The following is an 18,014-nucleotide window of genomic DNA, read 5'->3' on the forward strand; positions in this document are numbered from 1 at the left end:
CACATGACCACCGAATTGCCCGCCAGCGCCCTTCCCGAATTGCCCGTGCTGCCGCTGCGCGATGTCGTGGTGTTTCCGAGCATGGTCATCCCGCTGTTCGTCGGTCGCGAGAAATCGATCAAGGCGCTCGATCTTGCGATGGACCAGGACAAGCGCATCCTGCTCGTCGCGCAGAAATCGCCGGAGACCGACGATCCCGCTGCCGGCGATCTGTACGACATCGGCACACTCGCCCAGGTGCTGCAGTTGCTGAAGCTGCCCGATGGCACCATCAAAGTGCTGGTGGAAGGCGTTTCGCGCGTGCGTCTCAAGCATGTGCGCGAAGTCGATGGCGCGCTAGCCGGCCATGCGGATCTTCTCGAAACCGATGAGCCGCGCGAACCGCGCGAGGTCGAGGCCATCGTGCGCTCGCTGATGGGTTTGTTCGAGCAGTACATCAAGACCAATCGCAAGCTGCCGCCGGAGTTGATGCAGACGTTGTCCGGCATCGACGAACCGAATCGGCTCGCCGACACCATTTCCGCGCACCTCAGCGTGCGCCTTGCCGAAAAGCAGCGGTTGCTCGAAGCGGTCGATGTCGGGCAGCGGCTCGAATTGCTGGTCGGTCTTGTCGACGGTGAGATCGACGTGCAGCAACTGGAGAAACGCATCCGCGGACGCGTGAAGTCGCAGATGGAGAAAAGCCAGCGCGAGTACTACCTCAACGAGCAGATGAAGGCGATCCAGAAGGAACTGGGCGAACTCGACGATGCGCCGAACGACATCGAAGAACTGACCCGCAGGATCGCGGCGGCCGGCATGCCCAAGCCGGTCGAAACCAAGGCGAAATCCGAACTCAACAAGCTCAAGCAGATGTCGCCGATGTCGGCCGAGGCTGCGGTCGTGCGCAACTATCTCGACTGGATACTGGGTGTGCCGTGGAAGAAGCGCACCAAGATCCGCAAGGATCTGAAAGCCGCGCAGGAAACCCTGGATGCCGATCACTACGGCCTGGACAAGGTGAAAGAGCGCATCCTCGAATATCTGGCGGTGCAGACGCGGGTCAAGCAGATGAAGGGCGCGATCCTGTGCCTCGTCGGCCCGCCCGGCGTGGGCAAGACATCGCTCGGCCAGAGCATCGCCAAAGCGACCAACCGCAAGTTCGTGCGCATGTCGCTCGGCGGCGTGCGCGACGAAGCCGAAATCCGCGGTCATCGACGGACCTATGTCGGCTCTATGCCGGGACGCATCGTGCAGAATCTCAACAAGATCGGCAGCAAGAACCCGCTGTTCGTCCTCGACGAAATCGACAAGATGTCGATGGATTTCCGCGGCGATCCGTCGGCGGCGCTGCTGGAAGTGCTCGATCCCGAACAGAACAACGCGTTCAACGATCACTATCTTGAAGTGGATCTCGATCTGTCCGAAGTGATGTTCGTGGCCACGTCCAACTCGCTGAACATTCCCGGCCCGCTGCTCGACCGTATGGAAGTGATCCGTATCCCCGGTTACACCGAGGAAGAGAAGCTCAACATCGCCGAGCGCTACCTGTTCCCCAAACAGCTCAAAGCGAATGGCCTGAAAATCACCGAGTTGAAGATCGCCGAAGATGCCATCCGCGACATCGTGCGGTATTACACGCGCGAATCCGGCGTGCGCAACCTCGAACGCGAGATTTCCAAGATCTGCCGGAAGGTGGTGAAGGAGATCGCGCTGGCCGGTCCGCAGAAATCGGGCAAGGGCGCCAAGGCGGTCGCTGTCGCGTCGAAGAATCTCGACAAATATCTCGGCGTGCGTCGTTTCGATTTCGGTCGCGCCGAGAACGACAACGAGATCGGCATGGTCACCGGTCTGGCCTGGACCGAGGTCGGCGGCGATCTGCTGCAGATCGAATCGACGTTGATGCCGGGCAAGGGCCAGTTGATCCTGACCGGCCAGCTCGGCGATGTGATGAAAGAGTCGGCATCGGCGGCGCTGTCCGTCGTCCGTTCGCGCGCGGAGCGGCTCGGCATCGATGTGGACTTCCTGCAGAAGCTCGACGTCCATCTGCACGTGCCCGATGGCGCGACGCCGAAGGACGGTCCCAGCGCGGGTGCCGCGATGACCACCGCACTGGTGTCGGCGCTGACCAAGGTGCCGGTGCGTTCGGACATCGCCATGACCGGTGAAATCACCCTGCGCGGCAAGGTCACCGCGATCGGCGGTTTGAAGGAGAAGCTGCTTGCCGCGCTGCGCGGCGGCATCCGAACCGTGCTGATACCGGAAGAGAACCGCAAGGATCTCGCCGATATTCCGAAGACGGTGACCGATCAGATCGATATCATTCCGGTTCGCTGGATCGACGAAGTGCTGGATCTCGCGTTGGAGCATCCGATCGCGCCGTCTTCCGCAAAGAAGGATGCGAAGAAAGCAGCGCGTCCAGTCGCCCACAAGGCGGGCAAGCCGGGCACGGCGAATCGTCGCGAAGAACGCAAACACTGAACAGCGCGTTTACATGCTGTTTTCAAGTATTTTTACGACGCTTTCGGTTGCGCCGACCTCACCTCGCTGGTATAACGGGCGCCTGTTGGTGCGGGATTTCCCGCATCTTTTCCGAGGTCGGGCGCGCGAAGTCGCGATTCGTCGACACACCTCTTTTCTTCTCAATCCTTTAATGGGAGTTCCAACATGAACAAAGCCGAGCTTATCGACGCGATCGCCGCCAACGCGGAACTGTCCAAGGCCGATGCGGGGCGCGCGCTCGATGCCACGGTCGCCGCCATCTCCAAGGCACTGCAGAAGGGCGACACCGTGACCGTGATCGGCTTCGGCTCCTTCGTGGTCCGCGAGCGCGCCGCGCGTACGGGCCGCAACCCGAAGACCGGCGAAGAAATCAAGATCGCGGCGTCCAAGAATCCGGTGTTCAAGGCTGGCAAAGCCCTGAAGGATGCCGTAAACTAATTGGCTCTTCTCGTTGGGGTGCTTAGCTCAGCGGTAGAGCGTCTCCTTTACACGGAGAGGGTCGGGGGTTCGAAACCCTCAGCACCCACCAAGGTGCGAAGTGACCGGAAAGTATTCCGTTCGGTCGCCGAACTGCGATAAAATCCGCAGTGCAACATGCAGTAAAAACCAAGGGTTACAACGCGGAGTGGTAGTTCAGTCGGTTAGAATGCTGGCCTGTCACGCCGGAGGTCGCGGGTTCGAGTCCCGTCCACTCCGCCAATTCCCTCGAATACGAAAGCTGTCGCCATCAGGCGGGGGCAGGAAGGCACCGGAAACGGTGCCTTCGTCGTTTTCGCGCCCGGTCGGCGGGACAAGGGCCGGATTCGCGACATCTCCTTGCGATCGGGGCATGCCGCAGCGCGCCCGCTCGGGCTACACTTAGCGGCTCCTCATTCGGCACCGATCGCCAATGCTGCAAGCCCTACGTGAAAAATCTTCCGGCTGGATCGCCACCGTCATTCTCGGGCTGTTGGTGATCCCTTTCGCCTTCTTCGGCATGGAACAATATCTGTTCCAGCGTAGCGAGACCTTCGCCGCCAAGATCGAAGCCCCGCCTACCTGGTGGCGCACCGCGCCCGATTGGTGGGTGGTGCGCAAGGCCTTCTGGCAGAAAGAGGAAATCAGCGTCGACGACTTCCGCAGCGCGTTCGAGCGCGTGCGCCAGAGTCAGCGCGCTTCCGCTGGCGAGAACTTCAATGTCAGCGAATTCGAGAGCATCGACAACAAACGTCGCATCCTCGAGCTGCTGGTCGACGAGCGGGTGATGCGCATGTCGACCGATCGCGAAGGTTTCGCGATCGGCGATGCGCAGGTCCGCAAGGCCATCGAATCGATCCCCGACTTCCAGGTCGACGGCAAATTCGATCTGCAGCGTTACCGGTTGATGCTGGCATCGCGCGCACCGCCGATGACGGCGACCCAGTTCGATGACCAGATCCGCGAGGACCTGAAACAGCAGATGCTGACCCGTCAGTTGCAGGGGTCCGCGTTCGTGACCAATGCCGAAGGCCAGCGTCTGATCGCGCTGCTTGGCGAAAAACGCGACGTGTCCTTCGCCGTGCTGCCCACGCCACCCGCGGATACCGCACCGGTGGCGGCAGCCGAGATCGCGAGCTGGTACAAGGCGCATCCGCAGGACTTCCGATCGCCGGAAATGGTGACGATCGAATATGTCGACATCGATGGAGCGGCACTGCCGTTGCCGGCAGCCATCGACGAGAACAGTCTCAAGACGCAATACGAGCAGGACAAGGCGCGTTTCGTCGAGCCCGAGCAACGCCTCACCTCGCATATCCTGGTGAAGGTGGATGCTGCGGCCGATGCCGCTGCACGCAAGGCCGCCGAGGCCAAGGCGCAGGATATTCTGAAGAAGGTGAAGGCGGCGGGTGCCGACTTTGCCGCGCTGGCGCGGCAGTATTCGGAAGACGAGGGCTCCAAGGATGGCGGCGGAGATCTCGGTTGGATCGCCAAGAACGGCCAGATGATCAAGCCCTTCGAGGACGCGGTGTTCGCGACCGCGGCGGGCACGATTTCCGGCCCCACCAAGACCGACTTCGGCTGGCACATCATCCAAGTCCGTGAAATGAAGCCCGGGCATGAAAAACCGTTCGAGGACGCGCGCCCGGAATTGGAACGCATGTTGGCCGAAACCGCCCGCGAGCGCGCTTTCAACGACCTGACCGGTACGCTGGTCGATGAAGTATTGAAGAGTCCGACCACGCTGGCGCCAGCGGCGCGGGCCGCAAACTTGCCGGTGCAGAAGCTCGGTCCGTTCGCGCGTGGCCAGGCGACGGGCATCGCCGCCAATCCAGCGGTGATTCGCGCAGCCTTCTCGGAGGACCTGAAGCAGAACCGCCAGGTCAGCGATCCGATCGAGATCGCACCCAACCACAGCGTGTTGATCCGGGTGGTCGAACATACCCCGGACCGCGTGCAGCCGTTGGACAAGGTCGGCCCGCAAGTCGTCGCCGCTGTGCGTGCCGATCGCGCGCGCAAGGCGATCGAGGCCGAGGGGGAAGCCGTACTCGCGCGCTTGAAGAAGGGCGAATCGCTGGCGACGATCGCCAACGAGAAAAAATGGATCGTCACGAACATGCCGGGTATGCAGCGCGGTGCGCCGATGCCCTCGGCGGACGCCAACGAAGCTTATTTCCAGGTGTCGCCGCCCGCAGCGGGCAAACGTTCGCCCGGCAAGGTCCTCTCGCAGGACGGCCAGATGGTCGTGTTCGAGGTGACCAAGGTTGCGCAAGGCGACAACAGCGAAATCACGCCGGAAATCCGTGCGAACTTCCTGCGCGAGCTTGCGCCGAGGATCGGCGAACAGGATGCGCTGTCGGTCGGCAAGGCCGAACGCAAGCGGATGAAGGTGCAGTTCGCGGAAGATCGCCTGTAGCCCACGCAGCATTCGCGGCGGGTGGACAGGAAAGAGCCCGGCATTGCCGGGCTCTTTCGTTGTCGAAGGCGGAATCGGCGATGGTTTATTCGATGCCTGTCATGCCCAGGATGTTGTAACCGGCATCGACGTAGGTGATCTCGCCGGTCATGCCCGCGGCCAGATCCGAGCACAGGAATGCGGCGACGTTGCCGACATCCTCGATGGTGACCGTGCGGCGCAGCGGCGCGTTCTGTTCGACATGCCCGAGGATCTTGCGGAAACCGGCGATACCGGCCGCAGCGAGGGTCTTGATCGGGCCTGCGGAAATCGCGTTCACGCGCGTGCCTTCCGGGCCGAGGTTGTAGGCGAGGTAGCGCACGGTGGCTTCGAGGCTGGCCTTGGCCACGCCCATGACGTTGTAGCCGGCCAGTGCGCGTTCGGCGCCGAGATAGGTGAGGGTGAGGATCGAGCCCTTGCGGCCGGCCATCATCGGCTGCGCCGCCTTGGACATCGCCGCCAGCGAATACGCCGAGATGTCGTGCGCCATCGCGAAATTCTCGCGGGTCAGGCCCTCGAGGAACTGGCCGGTGATCGCTTCGCGCGGTGCGAAGGCGATGGCGTGGATCAGGATGTCGAAACCATCCCAATGCTTGCCGAGTTCGGCGAAACAGGCGGCGATCTGCGCGTCGTCGCTCACGTCCAGCGGCAGCACGATGTTGGAACCGTATTCGGCCGCCGCGCTTTCGACGCGGGTCTTGAGCTTTTCGTTCTGATAGGTGAAGGCCAGCTCCGCGCCTTCGCGGTGCATGGCTTCGGCGATGCCGGACGCGATGGAGCGCTCGCTGGCGATGCCGGTGATCAGGGCGCGTTTGCCTTGCAGAAACCCCATGGTCGTCTCGCGTTTTGTTCGGAACGCCAAGTGTGCCACGCGCAGTCGACCATGGGCTGCCGTATGGGTACCGATCGCCTCAACCCCGGAAGACATCCTTCCAGCGCCGCAGTTCGGCGAAAGTCTCGATCCGATCCGCAGGCATGCGTTCGATGCGGGAGGCGATGGCGTCGCGGATGGCGGGCGAATCGCAGCGGAGGAACGGATTGGTCGCGATTTCCATTGCGATCGTACTGGGCAGGGTCGGCTTCGATGCGGCACGCAGCGTGCGGACCGCGTCGGCGCGCTCGCGCAGCGCGGGGTTGTCGGGATCGACCGTCAGCGCGAACGCGGCGTTGGCCAGCGTGTATTCGTGGGTGCAACACACACGGGTGTCGCCCGGCAGTGCCGCGAGACGGTCGAGCGAGCCGAGCATCTGTGCCGGCGTGCCCTCGAACAGCCGCCCGCAGCCGAGGCTGAACAGGGTGTCGCCGCAAAAGAGCAGGCCTTCGCCGGGATCGTCGCCATTGCGATCGCTGTGGAAGGCGATGTGACTGCGGGTATGGCCGGGGACTTCGAGCACATCGAAGCGCCAATCGCCGATCCGGACGACATCGCCATCGCCCGCACGCTCGGTGGCGATCCCGATGCGCGCATCGTGCGGCGCATGGATCGCGAGATCCGGCCAATGCCGATGGAGTTGCGCGAGTCCGCCGATGTGGTCGGCGTGGTGATGGGTGACCAGGATGCCGATCGGCTGCAGACCTTCGGCGGCGGCCGTCAGGACCGGGCCGGCATCGCCCGGATCGACGAACAGCGCGCGGCCGTCGTCGCCGACCAGGCTCCAGATGTAGTTGTCGTCGAAGGCGGGCAGGGCGAGCAGGCGCATGGGGATCCGTCAGGCGTTCGAATGGGGCATGTCGGCGGAGCGGCGGCTTACAATGGCCGGATGCCCGCATTGTCCCACCAAGCCCCGCACGCCGCCGCGAAACAGTGGTTTCTGTTACCGGTCGGGCAGGCGGTCCTCGACAGCGAACATACGGTCGTCGCCGACGCCCTTGCCGCGCATCCGGTGGTCGGCCTGCCGTGGCTGTGGCTGGCGCCGACCCTCACGGCCGAAGTTCCCGAAGGCCGTGGATTGCGCCTGATCGCCTCGGCCGATGGATGGCGCGGCCCGATGGTGTGCCGGTTGCCCTTGCCGTTGGCCAGCGAATCACTGGGCGCGGTGGTGTTGCAGCATGTGCTCGATGGCGACCGCGCCGAATCCGCCGCCCTGATCGAAGAATGCGCGCGGGTATTGGTGCCGGGCGGTCGACTCGGGCTGTTGGCGCTGAATCCACTGTCGCCGTATCGAGTGCGCTGGTATGGCAGCGGCCAGTCCGCCTGCGATCCCTCGACCTGGCGCCGCCTGTTGTCCGATGCCGGTCTGATCCCGGAGCCGGTCGCCCAGGGCGTCGGACCGCAATGGTCGCCCACGGCATCGCCCAGCCTGCAATCGGGGCCGGGACTGCGTGCGGCTTATCTGCAGCGTGCCGAGAAGCGCGCTTTCCCGATGACGCCGATGCGTTTGCGCAAGCCGATGGCCTTGTCCGATGGAGTCTCTGCCGCTTGAAGCCCGATGACACCAAGCCCGCCGCCACGAAGCCTGCATCCAAGAAGCCCGCTGCGATGAAGCATGTCGAAATCCACACCGATGGCGCCTGCCTCGGCAATCCCGGTCCAGGCGGCTGGGCCGCACTGCTGCGCTACAACGAGCGCGAGCGCGAGCTTGCCGGCGGCGAGTCGTTGACCACCAACAACCGCATGGAATTGATGGCGGCGATCGTCGGGCTGGAGACACTGAGCGAACCCTGCGCGGTCATGCTGGTCACCGATTCGCAGTATGTCCGGCAAGGCATCACCGAATGGATGCCGAACTGGGTACGCCGGCACTGGAAAACCGCCGGCGGCGATCCGGTGAAGAACCGCGACCTCTGGGAACGCCTGCACGCCGCGACATTGCGGCACGACATCGACTGGCGCTGGGTGAAAGGCCATTCCGGCGATCCCGACAACGAGCGCGTCGATACGCTGGCGCGCGACCAAGCGCTCGCATACAAGCAAGCGGATCAACAACAGGGCGGCGTCCGCGCATGAGACAGATCGTCCTCGATACCGAAACCACCGGGCTGGAGTGGAAGAAGGGCAACCGCGTGGTCGAAATCGGCTGCGTCGAGCTGAACGAACGCCGGCCCACCGGCCGCACGTATCAGCAGTACATCCACCCGGACCGCGAATTCGAGCCCGGTGCCCAGGAAGTGACCGGACTGACCCTCGAATTCCTTGCCGACAAACCGCGATTCGCCGAAATCGCCGACACCTTCCTCGAATTCGTCGATGGCGCGGAACTGATCATCCACAACGCGGCGTTCGACGTCGGTTTTCTCGACAACGAATTGTCGCTGCTGGGCGCGCAATACGGTCGCCTGCGCGACCGGGTCAGCGGCATCGAAGACTCGCTCGACATGGCGCGCAAGCGCTATCCGGGCCAGCGAAACTCGTTGGATGCGCTGTGCAAACGGCTCGGCGTGGACAACGCGCATCGCCATCTGCACGGCGCGCTGCTCGACGCGCAGCTGCTGGTGGACGTGTACCTGGCGCTGACGTCGGGACAGAGCGAAATCGGTTTCGGTGCGCCTGCCGGCAATGACGACGGTGCCCGGAAAACGGCAGTCGCGTTCGATGTCATGGCTTTGGAGGCCGCCACACGCAGCAGGGTACATGTCAGCGATGACGAACAGGCCGCGCACCTGCTGCGTTTGGAAGCGATCCGCAAGAAGGCGGGGCACTGCGTGTGGGATGCGGTTTGAGCGCGTTCAGGCGTTCATGGCGCGTCGTCATGCGCTCCCCCACCTGCGGCTACAATGGCCGAATTCTTCATATTTAACAGGAGCATGCGCGTGTCGACATGGCTTGTGACCGGCGGTGCCGGCTTCATCGGTGGGAATTTCGTGCTGGATGCCGTCGACAGCGGCGTTCGGGTCATCAATCTGGACGCGCTGACCTACGCCGGCAATCTCGATACGCTCGCCGCGCTGGCCGGCAATCCCGCGCATGTATTCGTGAAAGGCGACATCGGCGACCGCGACCTGCTGGCGGAACTGTTCGCCGAACACCGGCCCGATGCGGTGATCAACTTCGCTGCCGAGAGTCACGTCGACCGTTCGATCGATGGCCCCGCCGCGTTCGTGCAGACCAATGTCGTCGGTACGCTGGGCCTGCTCGAATGCGCCCGCGACTACTGGAAAAGCCTCGAAGGCCCGGGTCGCGATGCATTCCGTTTCCTGCACGTGTCCACGGATGAAGTCTACGGTTCGCTCGGCGACACCGGCAAGTTCACCGAGACCACGCCCTACGCCCCGAATTCGCCGTATTCCGCATCCAAGGCGGCGTCCGACCATCTGGTCCGCGCCTTCCACCATACCTACGGTTTGCCGGTCCTCACCACCAACTGTTCCAACAACTACGGCCCGTACCAGTTTCCGGAAAAGCTCATTCCGCTGATCATCGCCAAAGCGCTGGCCGGCGAGTCGCTGCCGGTCTACGGCGACGGCCGCAACGTACGCGATTGGCTGTACGTGGGCGATCACTGCAGCGCGATCCGAGCGGTGCTCGAACGCGGGCGCGTCGGCGAGGTCTACAACGTCGGCGGCGATGCCGAACGCGAAAATATCGTGGTCGTGAAGACGATCTGCGCATTGCTGGATCAACGCCATCCGCTTGCCGATGGCCGGGCGCGCGAATCGCTGATCACTTATGTCAAGGACCGTCCCGGCCACGACCGCCGCTACGCCATCGATGCTTCGAAACTGCAGGGCGAACTCGGCTGGATGCCGTCGATGACCTTCGAGCAGGGCATCGCACGTACCGTCGACTGGTATCTCGATCAGCAGGCATGGGTCAATCGCGTGCTCGACGGCAGCTATCGCCTGGAACGCATCGGAGGCGTGGCATGACCGCGCGCAAAGGCATCATTCTCGCGGGCGGTTCCGGCACGCGCCTGTATCCGATCACCCAGGCGATCAGCAAGCAACTGCTGCCGGTCTACGACAAACCGATGATCTATTACCCGCTCAGTGTCCTGATGCTGGCGGGTATCCGCGAAGTGCTGGTGATCAATACGCCGCACGAACAGGCGCTGTTCAAGGCGCTGCTCGGCGACGGCTCGCAGTGGGGCATGCGCATCGAATACGCGGCGCAACCGAGCCCGGACGGGTTGGCGCAGGCCTATCTGATCGGCCGCGAATTCGTCAACGGCCAACCCAGCTGCCTGATGCTGGGCGACAACATCTTTCACGGCCCGGGACTGACCCACATGCTCAAGGAAGCCGACGCCCTGCAAGATGGCGCGACCGTCTTCGGCTACTGGGTCAGCGATCCGGAGCGCTATGGCGTGGCCGAATTCGACGCCGGCGGCAAAGTGATCGGCCTCGAGGAAAAGCCCGCAAAGCCGAAATCGCATTACGCCGTGACCGGCCTGTATTTCTACGACGGCCGCGCCAGCGATTTCGCAGCGGATCTCAAGCCGTCTCCTCGCGGTGAGTTGGAAATCACCGATCTCAACCGGCGTTATCTCGACGAGGGTTCGCTGCATCTGCAGCAGCTCGGCCGTGGCTATGCATGGCTGGATACCGGCACGCACCAGTCGCTGCTCGAAGCTTCGAATTACATCGAAACCATCGAAGCACGACAGGGGCTGCGCGTGTGCTGCCCCGAGGAAATCGCCTGGAGCAACGGCTGGATCGATGCCGCGCAGTTGGAAGCGTTGGCCAAGCCGCTGGCCAAGAACGGCTATGGTCAATACCTGCTCGGCCTTGCCGAGCGCGGTTTCGTTCCGTGAGTGCTGCGTACGCATGAAGATCATCGAAACCGATCTGCCGGGCTGCGTCGTGATCGAACCGCAGGTGTTCGGCGACAGCCGTGGATTTTTCTTCGAATCGTTCAACCGCGACAAATTCCTTGCGCACGGCCTGGCAATTCCGGAATTCGTGCAGGGCAACGTTTCGTCGTCCGCACGCGGCGTGCTGCGCGGCCTGCACTATCAATGGCCGAAGCCGCAGGGCAAATTCGTGTCGGTGATCGAAGGCGAGGTGTGGGACGTGGCGGTCGATATCCGTCGCGGTTCGCCGACCTTCGGCCGCTGGACCGCCGTATTGCTGAACGACCGGAACCGCCGCCATTTCTGGATTCCCGCCGGCTTCGCGCATGGTTTCGTGACCTTGAGCGAGCGAGCGGTGTTCACCTACCTGTGCACCGAAACCTACGACCGCGACGCCGATGCCGGCGTGCGCTGGAACGATGCCGCGTTCGCCATCGACTGGCCGGTCACGGCGCCGGTTCTGTCCGACAAGGACGCGAAAGCGCCATTCCTCGCCGATATCGCCGAAGAACGCTTGCCGTGCCGCGTCGGCTGAGGGCGCCCGCATGAAGATCCTGTTGTTCGGCGCCAATGGCCAGGTGGGACACGAACTGCGTCGCAGCCTTGCGCCGCTGGGCGGGATCGTCGCCACCACGCGCAGCGGCAGGCTCGATGATGGGGCTCGCTGCGAAGTCGCCGATTTCGACGCGCCGGATGCTTTGCCGGCATTGATCGAGCGCATCGCCCCGGATGTCGTCGTCAACGCAGCCGCCTACACCGCGGTCGATCGCGCGGAATCGGATCGCGATGCCGCATTCCGCGCGAACGCGGAAGCGCCGCAGCGCATCGCCGAAGCCTGCGCCGCGCGCGATGCGCTGCTGGTGCATTACTCCACGGATTATGTGTTCGACGGCACCGGCAAGCGGCCGTATCGCGAGGATGATCCGGCATCGCCGCTCGGTGTCTACGGCGAAAGCAAGCGTGCCGGCGAACTGGCGATTCAAGCCAGCGGCGCCCGCCACATGATTTTCCGCACGGCCTGGGTGTACGCAGCGCACGGCAAGAATTTCATGCGCACGATGCTGCGTCTGGCCGCGGAGCGCGACGAGCTGCGCGTGGTCGCCGATCAGATCGGCACGCCGACGCCCGCAGCGTTGATCGCGGATGTGACGTCGGCCGTGCTCGCGGGCCCTTACAGCCACAGCGGTCTCTGGCACCTCACCGCGTCCGGCGAAACCAGCTGGCATGGGTTCGCCGAAGCCATCGTCGGATCCGCGCACGCTCGCGGGTTGCTTGCCACCGCGACTCGCGTCGTGCCGATTGCGACGAGCGACTACCCGACGCCAGCTCGACGACCAGCCTATTCGCGCCTCGATACGACGCGTCTTTCATCCGATTTCGCGCTCGATCTTCCCGACTGGCGAGTAGCCTTGACGAAGACGATCGCTGAACTCGTGCCTTGACCCACAAGCAGAACCACTGTACTCCGAGCCATATAGGAAATTTCATGAAACTCATCGCTGGTGCCCTTTCTGCTGTAATGCTCCTGCTGCCGGTTGCGGTGGTCGCGCAAACCGTCAAGCCGCACGACATCGAGGATTTCATACGCGAGGATAAATTCAGAGACATCGCGGTGTCGCCGAAGGGCACATACATTGCGGTGACCGTGCCGGCCGAAGACAAGACCGTGCTGCTGTTGCTCAAGCCGGGCGATTCCAACCCGCCGACGCGGATCAACGTCGCCGGCAAGAAAACCCATATCGTGGATGTCATCTGGGTGAGCGATGACCGTCTGATTTATTCGGTGGCATTGAAAGACCAGTTGGACGAGAAGCCCAGCTACACCGGCGAATTGTTCGCGATCAATGCGGACGGCTCGAAGTCCAAACAACTGGCGGGCTATATCCGGGACGATGCGATGATCGTCGGCCGTGCCGGTGGTCAGGCGGCCAAGGAAACCGTGTTCATGTCCATCATCAACACGCTTCCGGACGACGACGAAAATGTCATCGCCTCGGTGTACCGCAACGGATCGGACTACACGACGGTCGAGCGGGTCAACGTCTATAGTGGCACGCGCTTGCGACTTTCCCAGGCGCCAGTCACGAACGCCAATTTCATCACCGACAACACCGGCTTTGCCCGCTTCGTGGTAGGCGCCAGGAAGGATCAATTCTCGAAGCTCTACCACCGCAAATCGGAAGACGACAAGTGGGAGCTGATCAACGATGAGGGCGTCAGCGGCAAGGTGGTTTCGCCGATCGGCTTTTCCGCCGACAACAGCGTCGCCTATCTCGTCAGTCAGGAAAAGACCGGACCGGATGTCGTCCTCGAATACGACGTCGCGACAGGCACATCCAAAGTCGTGGCCCGTGATGCGTTGGCGGATCCGACGGGTCGGATCAACGCCGTCGGAAAGCGTCACATCATCGGCGTCTACTACGCCGGTTCGACCCCGCGTTACGAGTATTTCGCGCCGGATTCGGCGGATGCGAAGGCTCATCGCGCGCTGCAGAAGGCGTTTCCAGGTCAGGTGATCGTCGCCAGATCGGAAGCCACCGCGAAGAAAGAAGTGCTGATCTACGCATACGGCGATCGCGAGCCGGGCGGTTATTACGCGATGAATCTCGAAACCCGCAAGGTATCCCCGGTGATGTACACCGCAGACTGGCTCGACCCCCAGCGACTGGGCACCATGCGCGACATGGTGTTCGAGGCCCGCGATGGTCGCAAGATTCCAGTCCTGCTGACGTTGCCGCCGGGGAGCAACGGCAAGAATCTGCCGCTCGTGGTCCACCCTCACGGCGGCCCATACGCTGGAGACGAGTGGAGCTACAACGTCGATGTGCAGGTGCTCGCCGCGCACGGTTATGCGGTGCTGCAAGTCAACTTCCGCGGTTCCACAGGCTACGGTCGGGAACACGAGTTCGCCGGCTATAAACAGTGGGGGCTGAAGATGCAGGACGACCTGACCGATGCCACGCGCTGGGCGATCGCGCAGGGTGTCGCCGACAAGGATCGCATCTGCATCTTCGGCGCCAGCTACGGCGGTTATGCCTCGTTGATGGGAGTGGCGAAAGAGCCTGCGCTGTACAAGTGCGCCGTTGGCCAGGTCGGCGTTTACGATCTTGGACGGTTCAAATCGGAAGATTCGCTCAGAAGCGACAATCTGCGGCGATACCACGAGGAGGTGATGAACGATGGCGAGCTCAGCCCGCTTTCGCCCAACCACATCGCCGACAGGATCAAGGTGCCCGTTTTTCTGTCTTCTGGCCATGAAGATGCGAGAGTGCCGATCGAGCATAGCGAGATGATGGAAACGGCGCTCAAGAAAGCCGGCGTACCGGTCGAAACCCTTTATTTCAAGACCGAAGGCCATGGCATCTACAAGCTCGAGCATCGGCGCGAGTTCTACGCCAAGTTGCTGATGTTTCTGCAGAAGAACATCGGCGGACGCGCACCGCTGGTGGTCGCCCCCGCCAAGTGAGTCGCGGATCGCCCTGAACATACATCCGGCGCCTTCGGGCGCCGGCCATGACTGGCAGCACGGGTGCCGGGCCATGGGTATCCGGTAGAGTCCGCGCCAGATTAGACCGGGATTCCGCCATGCACCCACGTTCCGTACTGCTTGCCGCTTCACTGCTGTTGTCCACTGTCGCGCAGGCGCAGGCGCAGGCGCCTGCGTCTCCGACGACGCAGGCGGCGCCCCACAACATCGCGGATTTCATCCGCGACGACCGTTTCGTCGACGTGAAGATTTCGCCGAAGGGGACCTACGTCGCCGCCACCGTGCCGTTGACCGACGACGACAAGACGGTGATGGTGATTCTGAAACCCGGCCAGAAAGAGCCGTACGGCCACGTCACGCTGAAGGAGCCGAACACCCATGTCGCCCAGTTCTGGTGGATCAGCGACAACCGTCTGCTGTTCACCATCGGTGAGCGCGCGGGTGGCCTCGAACAGCCGGTGAGCTACGGCGAAATCTGGGGTACGAATGCGGATGGTTCCAAACAGGGAATCGTCGCCGGGGCCAGGGCCAGCACCTCCGCGTCCCGCTCGGGCGGCAAAGCGCGCGCAGAATCCGTGTCGATCGAGATGGTCGATACGCTGATCGACGACGACGACAATGTGCTGGTGACCGTCACGCCGTTCGCTTCCGGAGAAATTCCGTTCACCACGCTCGAACGCATGAACGTGTTCACCGGCACGCGCAAGCCGGTGGCGCGCGCGCCCGTGCGCGGCGCGTCGTTCCTCACCGATCTCAGTGGTCGGGCCAGGTTCGCCTCCGGCATCAACCGCGACTACGAATCGGTGCTGTACTACCGCAAGGACGACAAGTCGGAATGGAAGGTGATCAACGACGAGTCGATCAGCGGCAATGCGATCTCGGCCCTCGGCTTCAGCGCCGATAACGCGACCGCATACCTGCAGGCGGAAGAAAAAGAAGGCCCCGACTCGCTGCGCGCTTTCGATGTCGCGACCGAAACGATGAAGCAGGTCGCACGCGACGAGATCGTCGAACCCTCGGCGCTGGTGCGCGGCGTCGGCAAGCGCTATCCGATCGGCGTTCTGTTCTGGGGCGCACGTCGTCCGCGCTTCGAGTATTTCGACCCGGATTCGGCCGACGCCAAACTGCATCGCATGCTGCAGTCGAAGTTCGATGGCGATGTGGTGTATCCGATCTCGTCCACCGTCGACGGTCACTACGTCCTGCTGGAAGTCGCCAGCGACCGCAACCCCGGCGAGCTGTACATTTTCGATACGCAGGCCAAGAAGATCGATCCGTTCATGAATCGCGCCGATTGGCTCGATCGCAAACGCCTCGGCAAGAGCCAGTCGGCCTATTTCAAGAGCCGCGACGGCGTCGACATCGACGTGTTGTTGACCACGCCCGCCGGCAGCGACGGCAAGAACATGCCGCTGATCGTCCATCCGCATGGTGGTCCGTTCGGCCTTCAGGACAGTTGGGGCTACGACCGCGACGTGCAAATGATGGTCGCGCACGGCTATGCGGTGCTGCAGGTGAATTTCCGCGGCTCCGGCGGCTACGGCAAGCAGTTCCAGGAGCTGGGTCAGAAACAGTGGGGCCTGACCATGCAGGACGATCTCACCGACGCCACGCATTGGGCGATCCGCGAGGGCATCGCCGACCGCAACCGCATCTGCATCTACGGCGCCAGCTACGGCGGTTACGCTTCGCTGATGGGCGTGGCCAAGGAGCCGGACCTGTACAAATGCGCGGTCGGTTACGTCGGCGTCTACGATCTGAACATGCTCTGGGGCCGCGGCGATATCAGCCAGTCCTCCTACGGCAAGGATTTCCTCGCCGAGAATCTCGGCAAGCAGGATCTCAACGCCTCATCGCCGAACAAGCTTGTATCGCGGATCAAGGTGCCTGTATTCCTCGCCGCCGGTGGCGCCGATGTGCGCGCGCCGCAGTCGCATTCCGAAGCGATGGAGAAAGCATTGAAGGCCGCGGGCAAGCCGGTCGAGTCGATGTATTTCTCCACGGAAGGCCACGGTTTCGTGAAGGAAGAGCACCAGATCGCCTACTTCGCCAAACTGTTCCAGTTCTTCGAGCGGCATATCGGCGGCCGGGCGCCGGTCGTGCCGGCGCCGAAGAAAAAATAACCGCGCGGATCGCTCGCGACAAAAAAACCGACGCCTCGCAGCGTCGGTTTTTTCGTGCGCATGGGTGATTGCTGTCGCGCCGAAAATCCAGTTTCAGCGCCCCGGCGTGACCAGCGTTCCGATCTTCTCGCCGCGCAGGATGCGCAGCAGCACGCCGGGCTGGCTCATGTCGAAGATGCGCAGCGGCAGGCGGCTGTCGCGGCACAGCGCGAAGGCGGCGGTGTCCATCACCTGCAGGTCGCGGGAGATCACTTCGTCGTAGGTCAGCGTGTCGTAGCGCACCGCGTCGTCGTGTTTCTTCGGATCCTTGTCGTAGACGCCGTCGACCTTGGTCGCCTTGAGCAGCAGATCGGCGCCGATCTCGATCGCGCGCAGCGCCGCGCCGGAATCGGTGGTGAAGAACGGGTTGCCGGTGCCGGCGGCGAAAATGGTGATGCGACCTTTTTCGAGATGGCGCACGGCGCGGCGGCGGATGTAGTCCTCGCAGACGTCGTTGATCTTGATCGCGCTCATCACCCGGCAGCGCGCGCCGAGCTTTTCCAGCGAATCCTGCATCGCCAGCGCGTTGATCACGGTGGCGAGCATGCCCATCTGGTCGCCGGTCACCCGGTCCATGCCGCCAGCGGCCAGGCCGGCGCCGCGGAAGATGTTGCCGCCGCCGATGACCAGCGCGATCTCGGCACCCGCGTCGCGGGCTTCGATGACTTCGCGGGCGAGGCGGCCGATGACTTTGGGGTCGATGCCGTAGTCCTCGTCGCCCATCAGGGCCTCGCCGGAGAGTTTGAGCAGGACGCGGCGGTAAGCGAGATTGGACATGACGGACTCCGGAGGCGTGGCAAACCGGTGGATTCTAACGCGCCACGGGAAGAGTTCCGACTCAGCCCGCCGGCTCGTACACCGCGTAAAGCTTCCGCGCGGGTTCCAGCACTTCCCAGATGCCGGAGAAACCCGCTGGAATCACGAAGCTGTCGCCAGCGGCGACTACGGTTTCCCGGCCGTCGTCGCCGGTCATGCGGGCTTTGCCCGCGAGCATGTGACACAGCTCGTGTTCGGTGTAATGCACGCGCCACGCGCCCACACCGCCCTCCCAGATCCCGCAATGGAAGGCCTGGTCGGCGCTGGAGTAGGCATTGGCCGTGGCCTGGGTCGGCTGGCCCGAGATCAACCGTTCGGCGGCCACAGGCGAGCGGGGCGCTCCGGCGGTGCCGTGGGGAATCGGCAGGATTCGCAGAATCGACGGCATGGCGGCTTCCGGCTATGACTTCCCGGCATGGTGCCGGAGC

Annotated in this window: 16 protein-coding genes and 2 tRNA genes; 14 read left to right on the top strand and 4 right to left on the bottom strand. The window is 63.3% G+C overall.

Annotation, left to right across the window (positions count from 1 at the left end; translation table 11 throughout):
* The first annotated feature begins 3 nt into the window (after window positions 1-3).
* From lon to HOP03_13495, 5 genes are all read left to right on the top strand, one after another.
* Entirely contained in the window at window positions 4-2,460 is a 2,457-nt protein-coding gene (gene lon / locus HOP03_13475) for an endopeptidase La (protein NOT89175.1), read from the top strand.
* Between the two features lie 186 nt (window positions 2,461-2,646).
* The gene (locus HOP03_13480; protein ID NOT89176.1) at window positions 2,647-2,919 is read left to right on the top strand and encodes an HU family DNA-binding protein; all 273 of its coding nucleotides are present in this window, start codon (window positions 2,647-2,649) and stop codon (window positions 2,917-2,919) included.
* A gap of 16 nt (window positions 2,920-2,935) precedes the next feature.
* Window positions 2,936-3,010: transfer RNA gene (locus HOP03_13485), tRNA-Val, on the top strand.
* Window positions 3,011-3,103: 93 nt separating this feature from the next.
* Window positions 3,104-3,180 (top strand) — tRNA-Asp (locus HOP03_13490).
* A gap of 190 nt (window positions 3,181-3,370) precedes the next feature.
* The gene (locus HOP03_13495; GenBank protein NOT89177.1) at window positions 3,371-5,353 is read left to right on the top strand and encodes a peptidylprolyl isomerase; all 1,983 of its coding nucleotides are present in this window, start codon (window positions 3,371-3,373) and stop codon (window positions 5,351-5,353) included.
* Window positions 5,354-5,438: 85 nt separating this feature from the next.
* On the opposite strand, the gene HOP03_13500 is transcribed toward HOP03_13495, so the two are convergent.
* Both HOP03_13500 and gloB read right to left on the bottom strand, forming a co-directional pair.
* Entirely contained in the window at window positions 5,439-6,224 is a 786-nt protein-coding gene (locus HOP03_13500) for an enoyl-ACP reductase (GenBank protein NOT89178.1), read from the bottom strand.
* A 79-nt stretch (window positions 6,225-6,303) separates the two neighbouring features.
* Complete coding sequence (gloB, locus tag HOP03_13505) at window positions 6,304-7,092, bottom strand: hydroxyacylglutathione hydrolase (GenBank protein ID NOT89179.1); 789 nt, start codon at window positions 7,090-7,092, stop codon at window positions 6,304-6,306.
* Between the two features lie 60 nt (window positions 7,093-7,152).
* On the opposite strand from gloB, the gene HOP03_13510 reads away from it, so the two are divergent.
* From HOP03_13510 to HOP03_13550, 9 genes are all read left to right on the top strand, one after another.
* A complete protein-coding gene (locus tag HOP03_13510; protein ID NOT89180.1) occupies window positions 7,153-7,815 on the top strand; it encodes a hypothetical protein in 663 nt (220 codons plus the stop codon).
* Window positions 7,816-7,871: 56 nt separating this feature from the next.
* Window positions 7,872-8,339: a ribonuclease HI gene (rnhA, locus tag HOP03_13515; protein NOT89181.1), complete on the top strand. Its 468-nt coding sequence runs from the start codon at window positions 7,872-7,874 to the stop codon at window positions 8,337-8,339.
* Window positions 8,336-9,052, top strand: coding sequence for a DNA polymerase III subunit epsilon (gene dnaQ / locus HOP03_13520; protein ID NOT89182.1), 717 nt, complete (start codon window positions 8,336-8,338; stop codon window positions 9,050-9,052). The genes rnhA and dnaQ overlap by 4 nt, the downstream gene beginning before the upstream one ends.
* A 90-nt stretch (window positions 9,053-9,142) precedes the next feature.
* Window positions 9,143-10,198 (top strand): dTDP-glucose 4,6-dehydratase, encoded by a 1,056-nt coding sequence (gene rfbB / locus HOP03_13525; GenBank protein NOT89183.1) that lies wholly within the window; start codon window positions 9,143-9,145, stop codon window positions 10,196-10,198.
* Window positions 10,195-11,082 carry a glucose-1-phosphate thymidylyltransferase RfbA gene (gene rfbA / locus HOP03_13530; GenBank protein ID NOT89184.1) on the top strand — a complete coding sequence of 296 codons (888 nt, stop codon included), beginning with the start codon at window positions 10,195-10,197 and terminating at the stop codon, window positions 11,080-11,082. Before rfbB ends, rfbA begins: the two co-directional genes overlap by 4 nt.
* A 13-nt stretch (window positions 11,083-11,095) precedes the next feature.
* Window positions 11,096-11,656, top strand: coding sequence for a dTDP-4-dehydrorhamnose 3,5-epimerase (gene rfbC, locus HOP03_13535; protein NOT89185.1), 561 nt, complete (start codon window positions 11,096-11,098; stop codon window positions 11,654-11,656).
* A 10-nt stretch (window positions 11,657-11,666) separates the two neighbouring features.
* Window positions 11,667-12,563 (top strand): dTDP-4-dehydrorhamnose reductase, encoded by an 897-nt coding sequence (rfbD, locus tag HOP03_13540; GenBank protein NOT89186.1) that lies wholly within the window; start codon window positions 11,667-11,669, stop codon window positions 12,561-12,563.
* Between the two features lie 44 nt (window positions 12,564-12,607).
* Window positions 12,608-14,587, top strand: coding sequence for a S9 family peptidase (locus HOP03_13545; GenBank protein ID NOT89187.1), 1,980 nt, complete (start codon window positions 12,608-12,610; stop codon window positions 14,585-14,587).
* Between the two features lie 119 nt (window positions 14,588-14,706).
* Entirely contained in the window at window positions 14,707-16,731 is a 2,025-nt protein-coding gene (locus tag HOP03_13550) for a S9 family peptidase (GenBank protein NOT89188.1), read from the top strand.
* Window positions 16,732-16,824: 93 nt separating this feature from the next.
* On the opposite strand, the gene HOP03_13555 is transcribed toward HOP03_13550, so the two are convergent.
* On the bottom strand, window positions 16,825-17,547 hold the full coding sequence (locus HOP03_13555) for a UMP kinase (GenBank protein ID NOT89189.1): 723 nt from the start codon (window positions 17,545-17,547) through the stop codon (window positions 16,825-16,827).
* Window positions 17,548-17,608: 61 nt separating this feature from the next.
* Window positions 17,609-17,974 carry a cupin domain-containing protein gene (locus HOP03_13560; protein ID NOT89190.1) on the bottom strand — a complete coding sequence of 122 codons (366 nt, stop codon included), beginning with the start codon at window positions 17,972-17,974 and terminating at the stop codon, window positions 17,609-17,611.
* Window positions 17,975-18,014: the final 40 nt, after the last annotated feature.

The organism is Lysobacter sp. (assembly GCA_013141175.1).
Lineage (GTDB): Bacteria > Pseudomonadota > Gammaproteobacteria > Xanthomonadales > Xanthomonadaceae > Lysobacter_I.

Bases quoted from the DNA above. Each gene is read 5' to 3' on its own strand.
- dnaQ (NOT89182.1), top strand. From the start codon at position 8,336: ATGAGACAGATCGTCCTCGATACCGAAACCACCGGGCTGGAGTGGAAG.
- rfbD (NOT89186.1), top strand. From the start codon at position 11,667: ATGAAGATCCTGTTGTTCGGCGCCAATGGCCAGGTGGGACACGAACTG.
- HOP03_13545 (NOT89187.1), top strand. From the start codon at position 12,608: ATGAAACTCATCGCTGGTGCCCTTTCTGCTGTAATGCTCCTGCTGCCG.
- HOP03_13550 (NOT89188.1), top strand. From the start codon at position 14,707: ATGCACCCACGTTCCGTACTGCTTGCCGCTTCACTGCTGTTGTCCACT.
- rfbA (NOT89184.1), top strand. From the start codon at position 10,195: ATGACCGCGCGCAAAGGCATCATTCTCGCGGGCGGTTCCGGCACGCGC.
- lon (NOT89175.1), top strand. From the start codon at position 4: ATGACCACCGAATTGCCCGCCAGCGCCCTTCCCGAATTGCCCGTGCTG.
- rnhA (NOT89181.1), top strand. From the start codon at position 7,872: ATGAAGCATGTCGAAATCCACACCGATGGCGCCTGCCTCGGCAATCCC.
- HOP03_13495 (NOT89177.1), top strand. From the start codon at position 3,371: ATGCTGCAAGCCCTACGTGAAAAATCTTCCGGCTGGATCGCCACCGTC.
- HOP03_13500 (NOT89178.1), bottom strand. From the start codon at position 6,224: ATGGGGTTTCTGCAAGGCAAACGCGCCCTGATCACCGGCATCGCCAGC.
- HOP03_13510 (NOT89180.1), top strand. From the start codon at position 7,153: ATGCCCGCATTGTCCCACCAAGCCCCGCACGCCGCCGCGAAACAGTGG.
- rfbC (NOT89185.1), top strand. From the start codon at position 11,096: ATGAAGATCATCGAAACCGATCTGCCGGGCTGCGTCGTGATCGAACCG.
- HOP03_13480 (NOT89176.1), top strand. From the start codon at position 2,647: ATGAACAAAGCCGAGCTTATCGACGCGATCGCCGCCAACGCGGAACTG.
- HOP03_13560 (NOT89190.1), bottom strand. From the start codon at position 17,974: ATGCCGTCGATTCTGCGAATCCTGCCGATTCCCCACGGCACCGCCGGA.
- gloB (NOT89179.1), bottom strand. From the start codon at position 7,092: ATGCGCCTGCTCGCCCTGCCCGCCTTCGACGACAACTACATCTGGAGC.
- HOP03_13555 (NOT89189.1), bottom strand. From the start codon at position 17,547: ATGTCCAATCTCGCTTACCGCCGCGTCCTGCTCAAACTCTCCGGCGAG.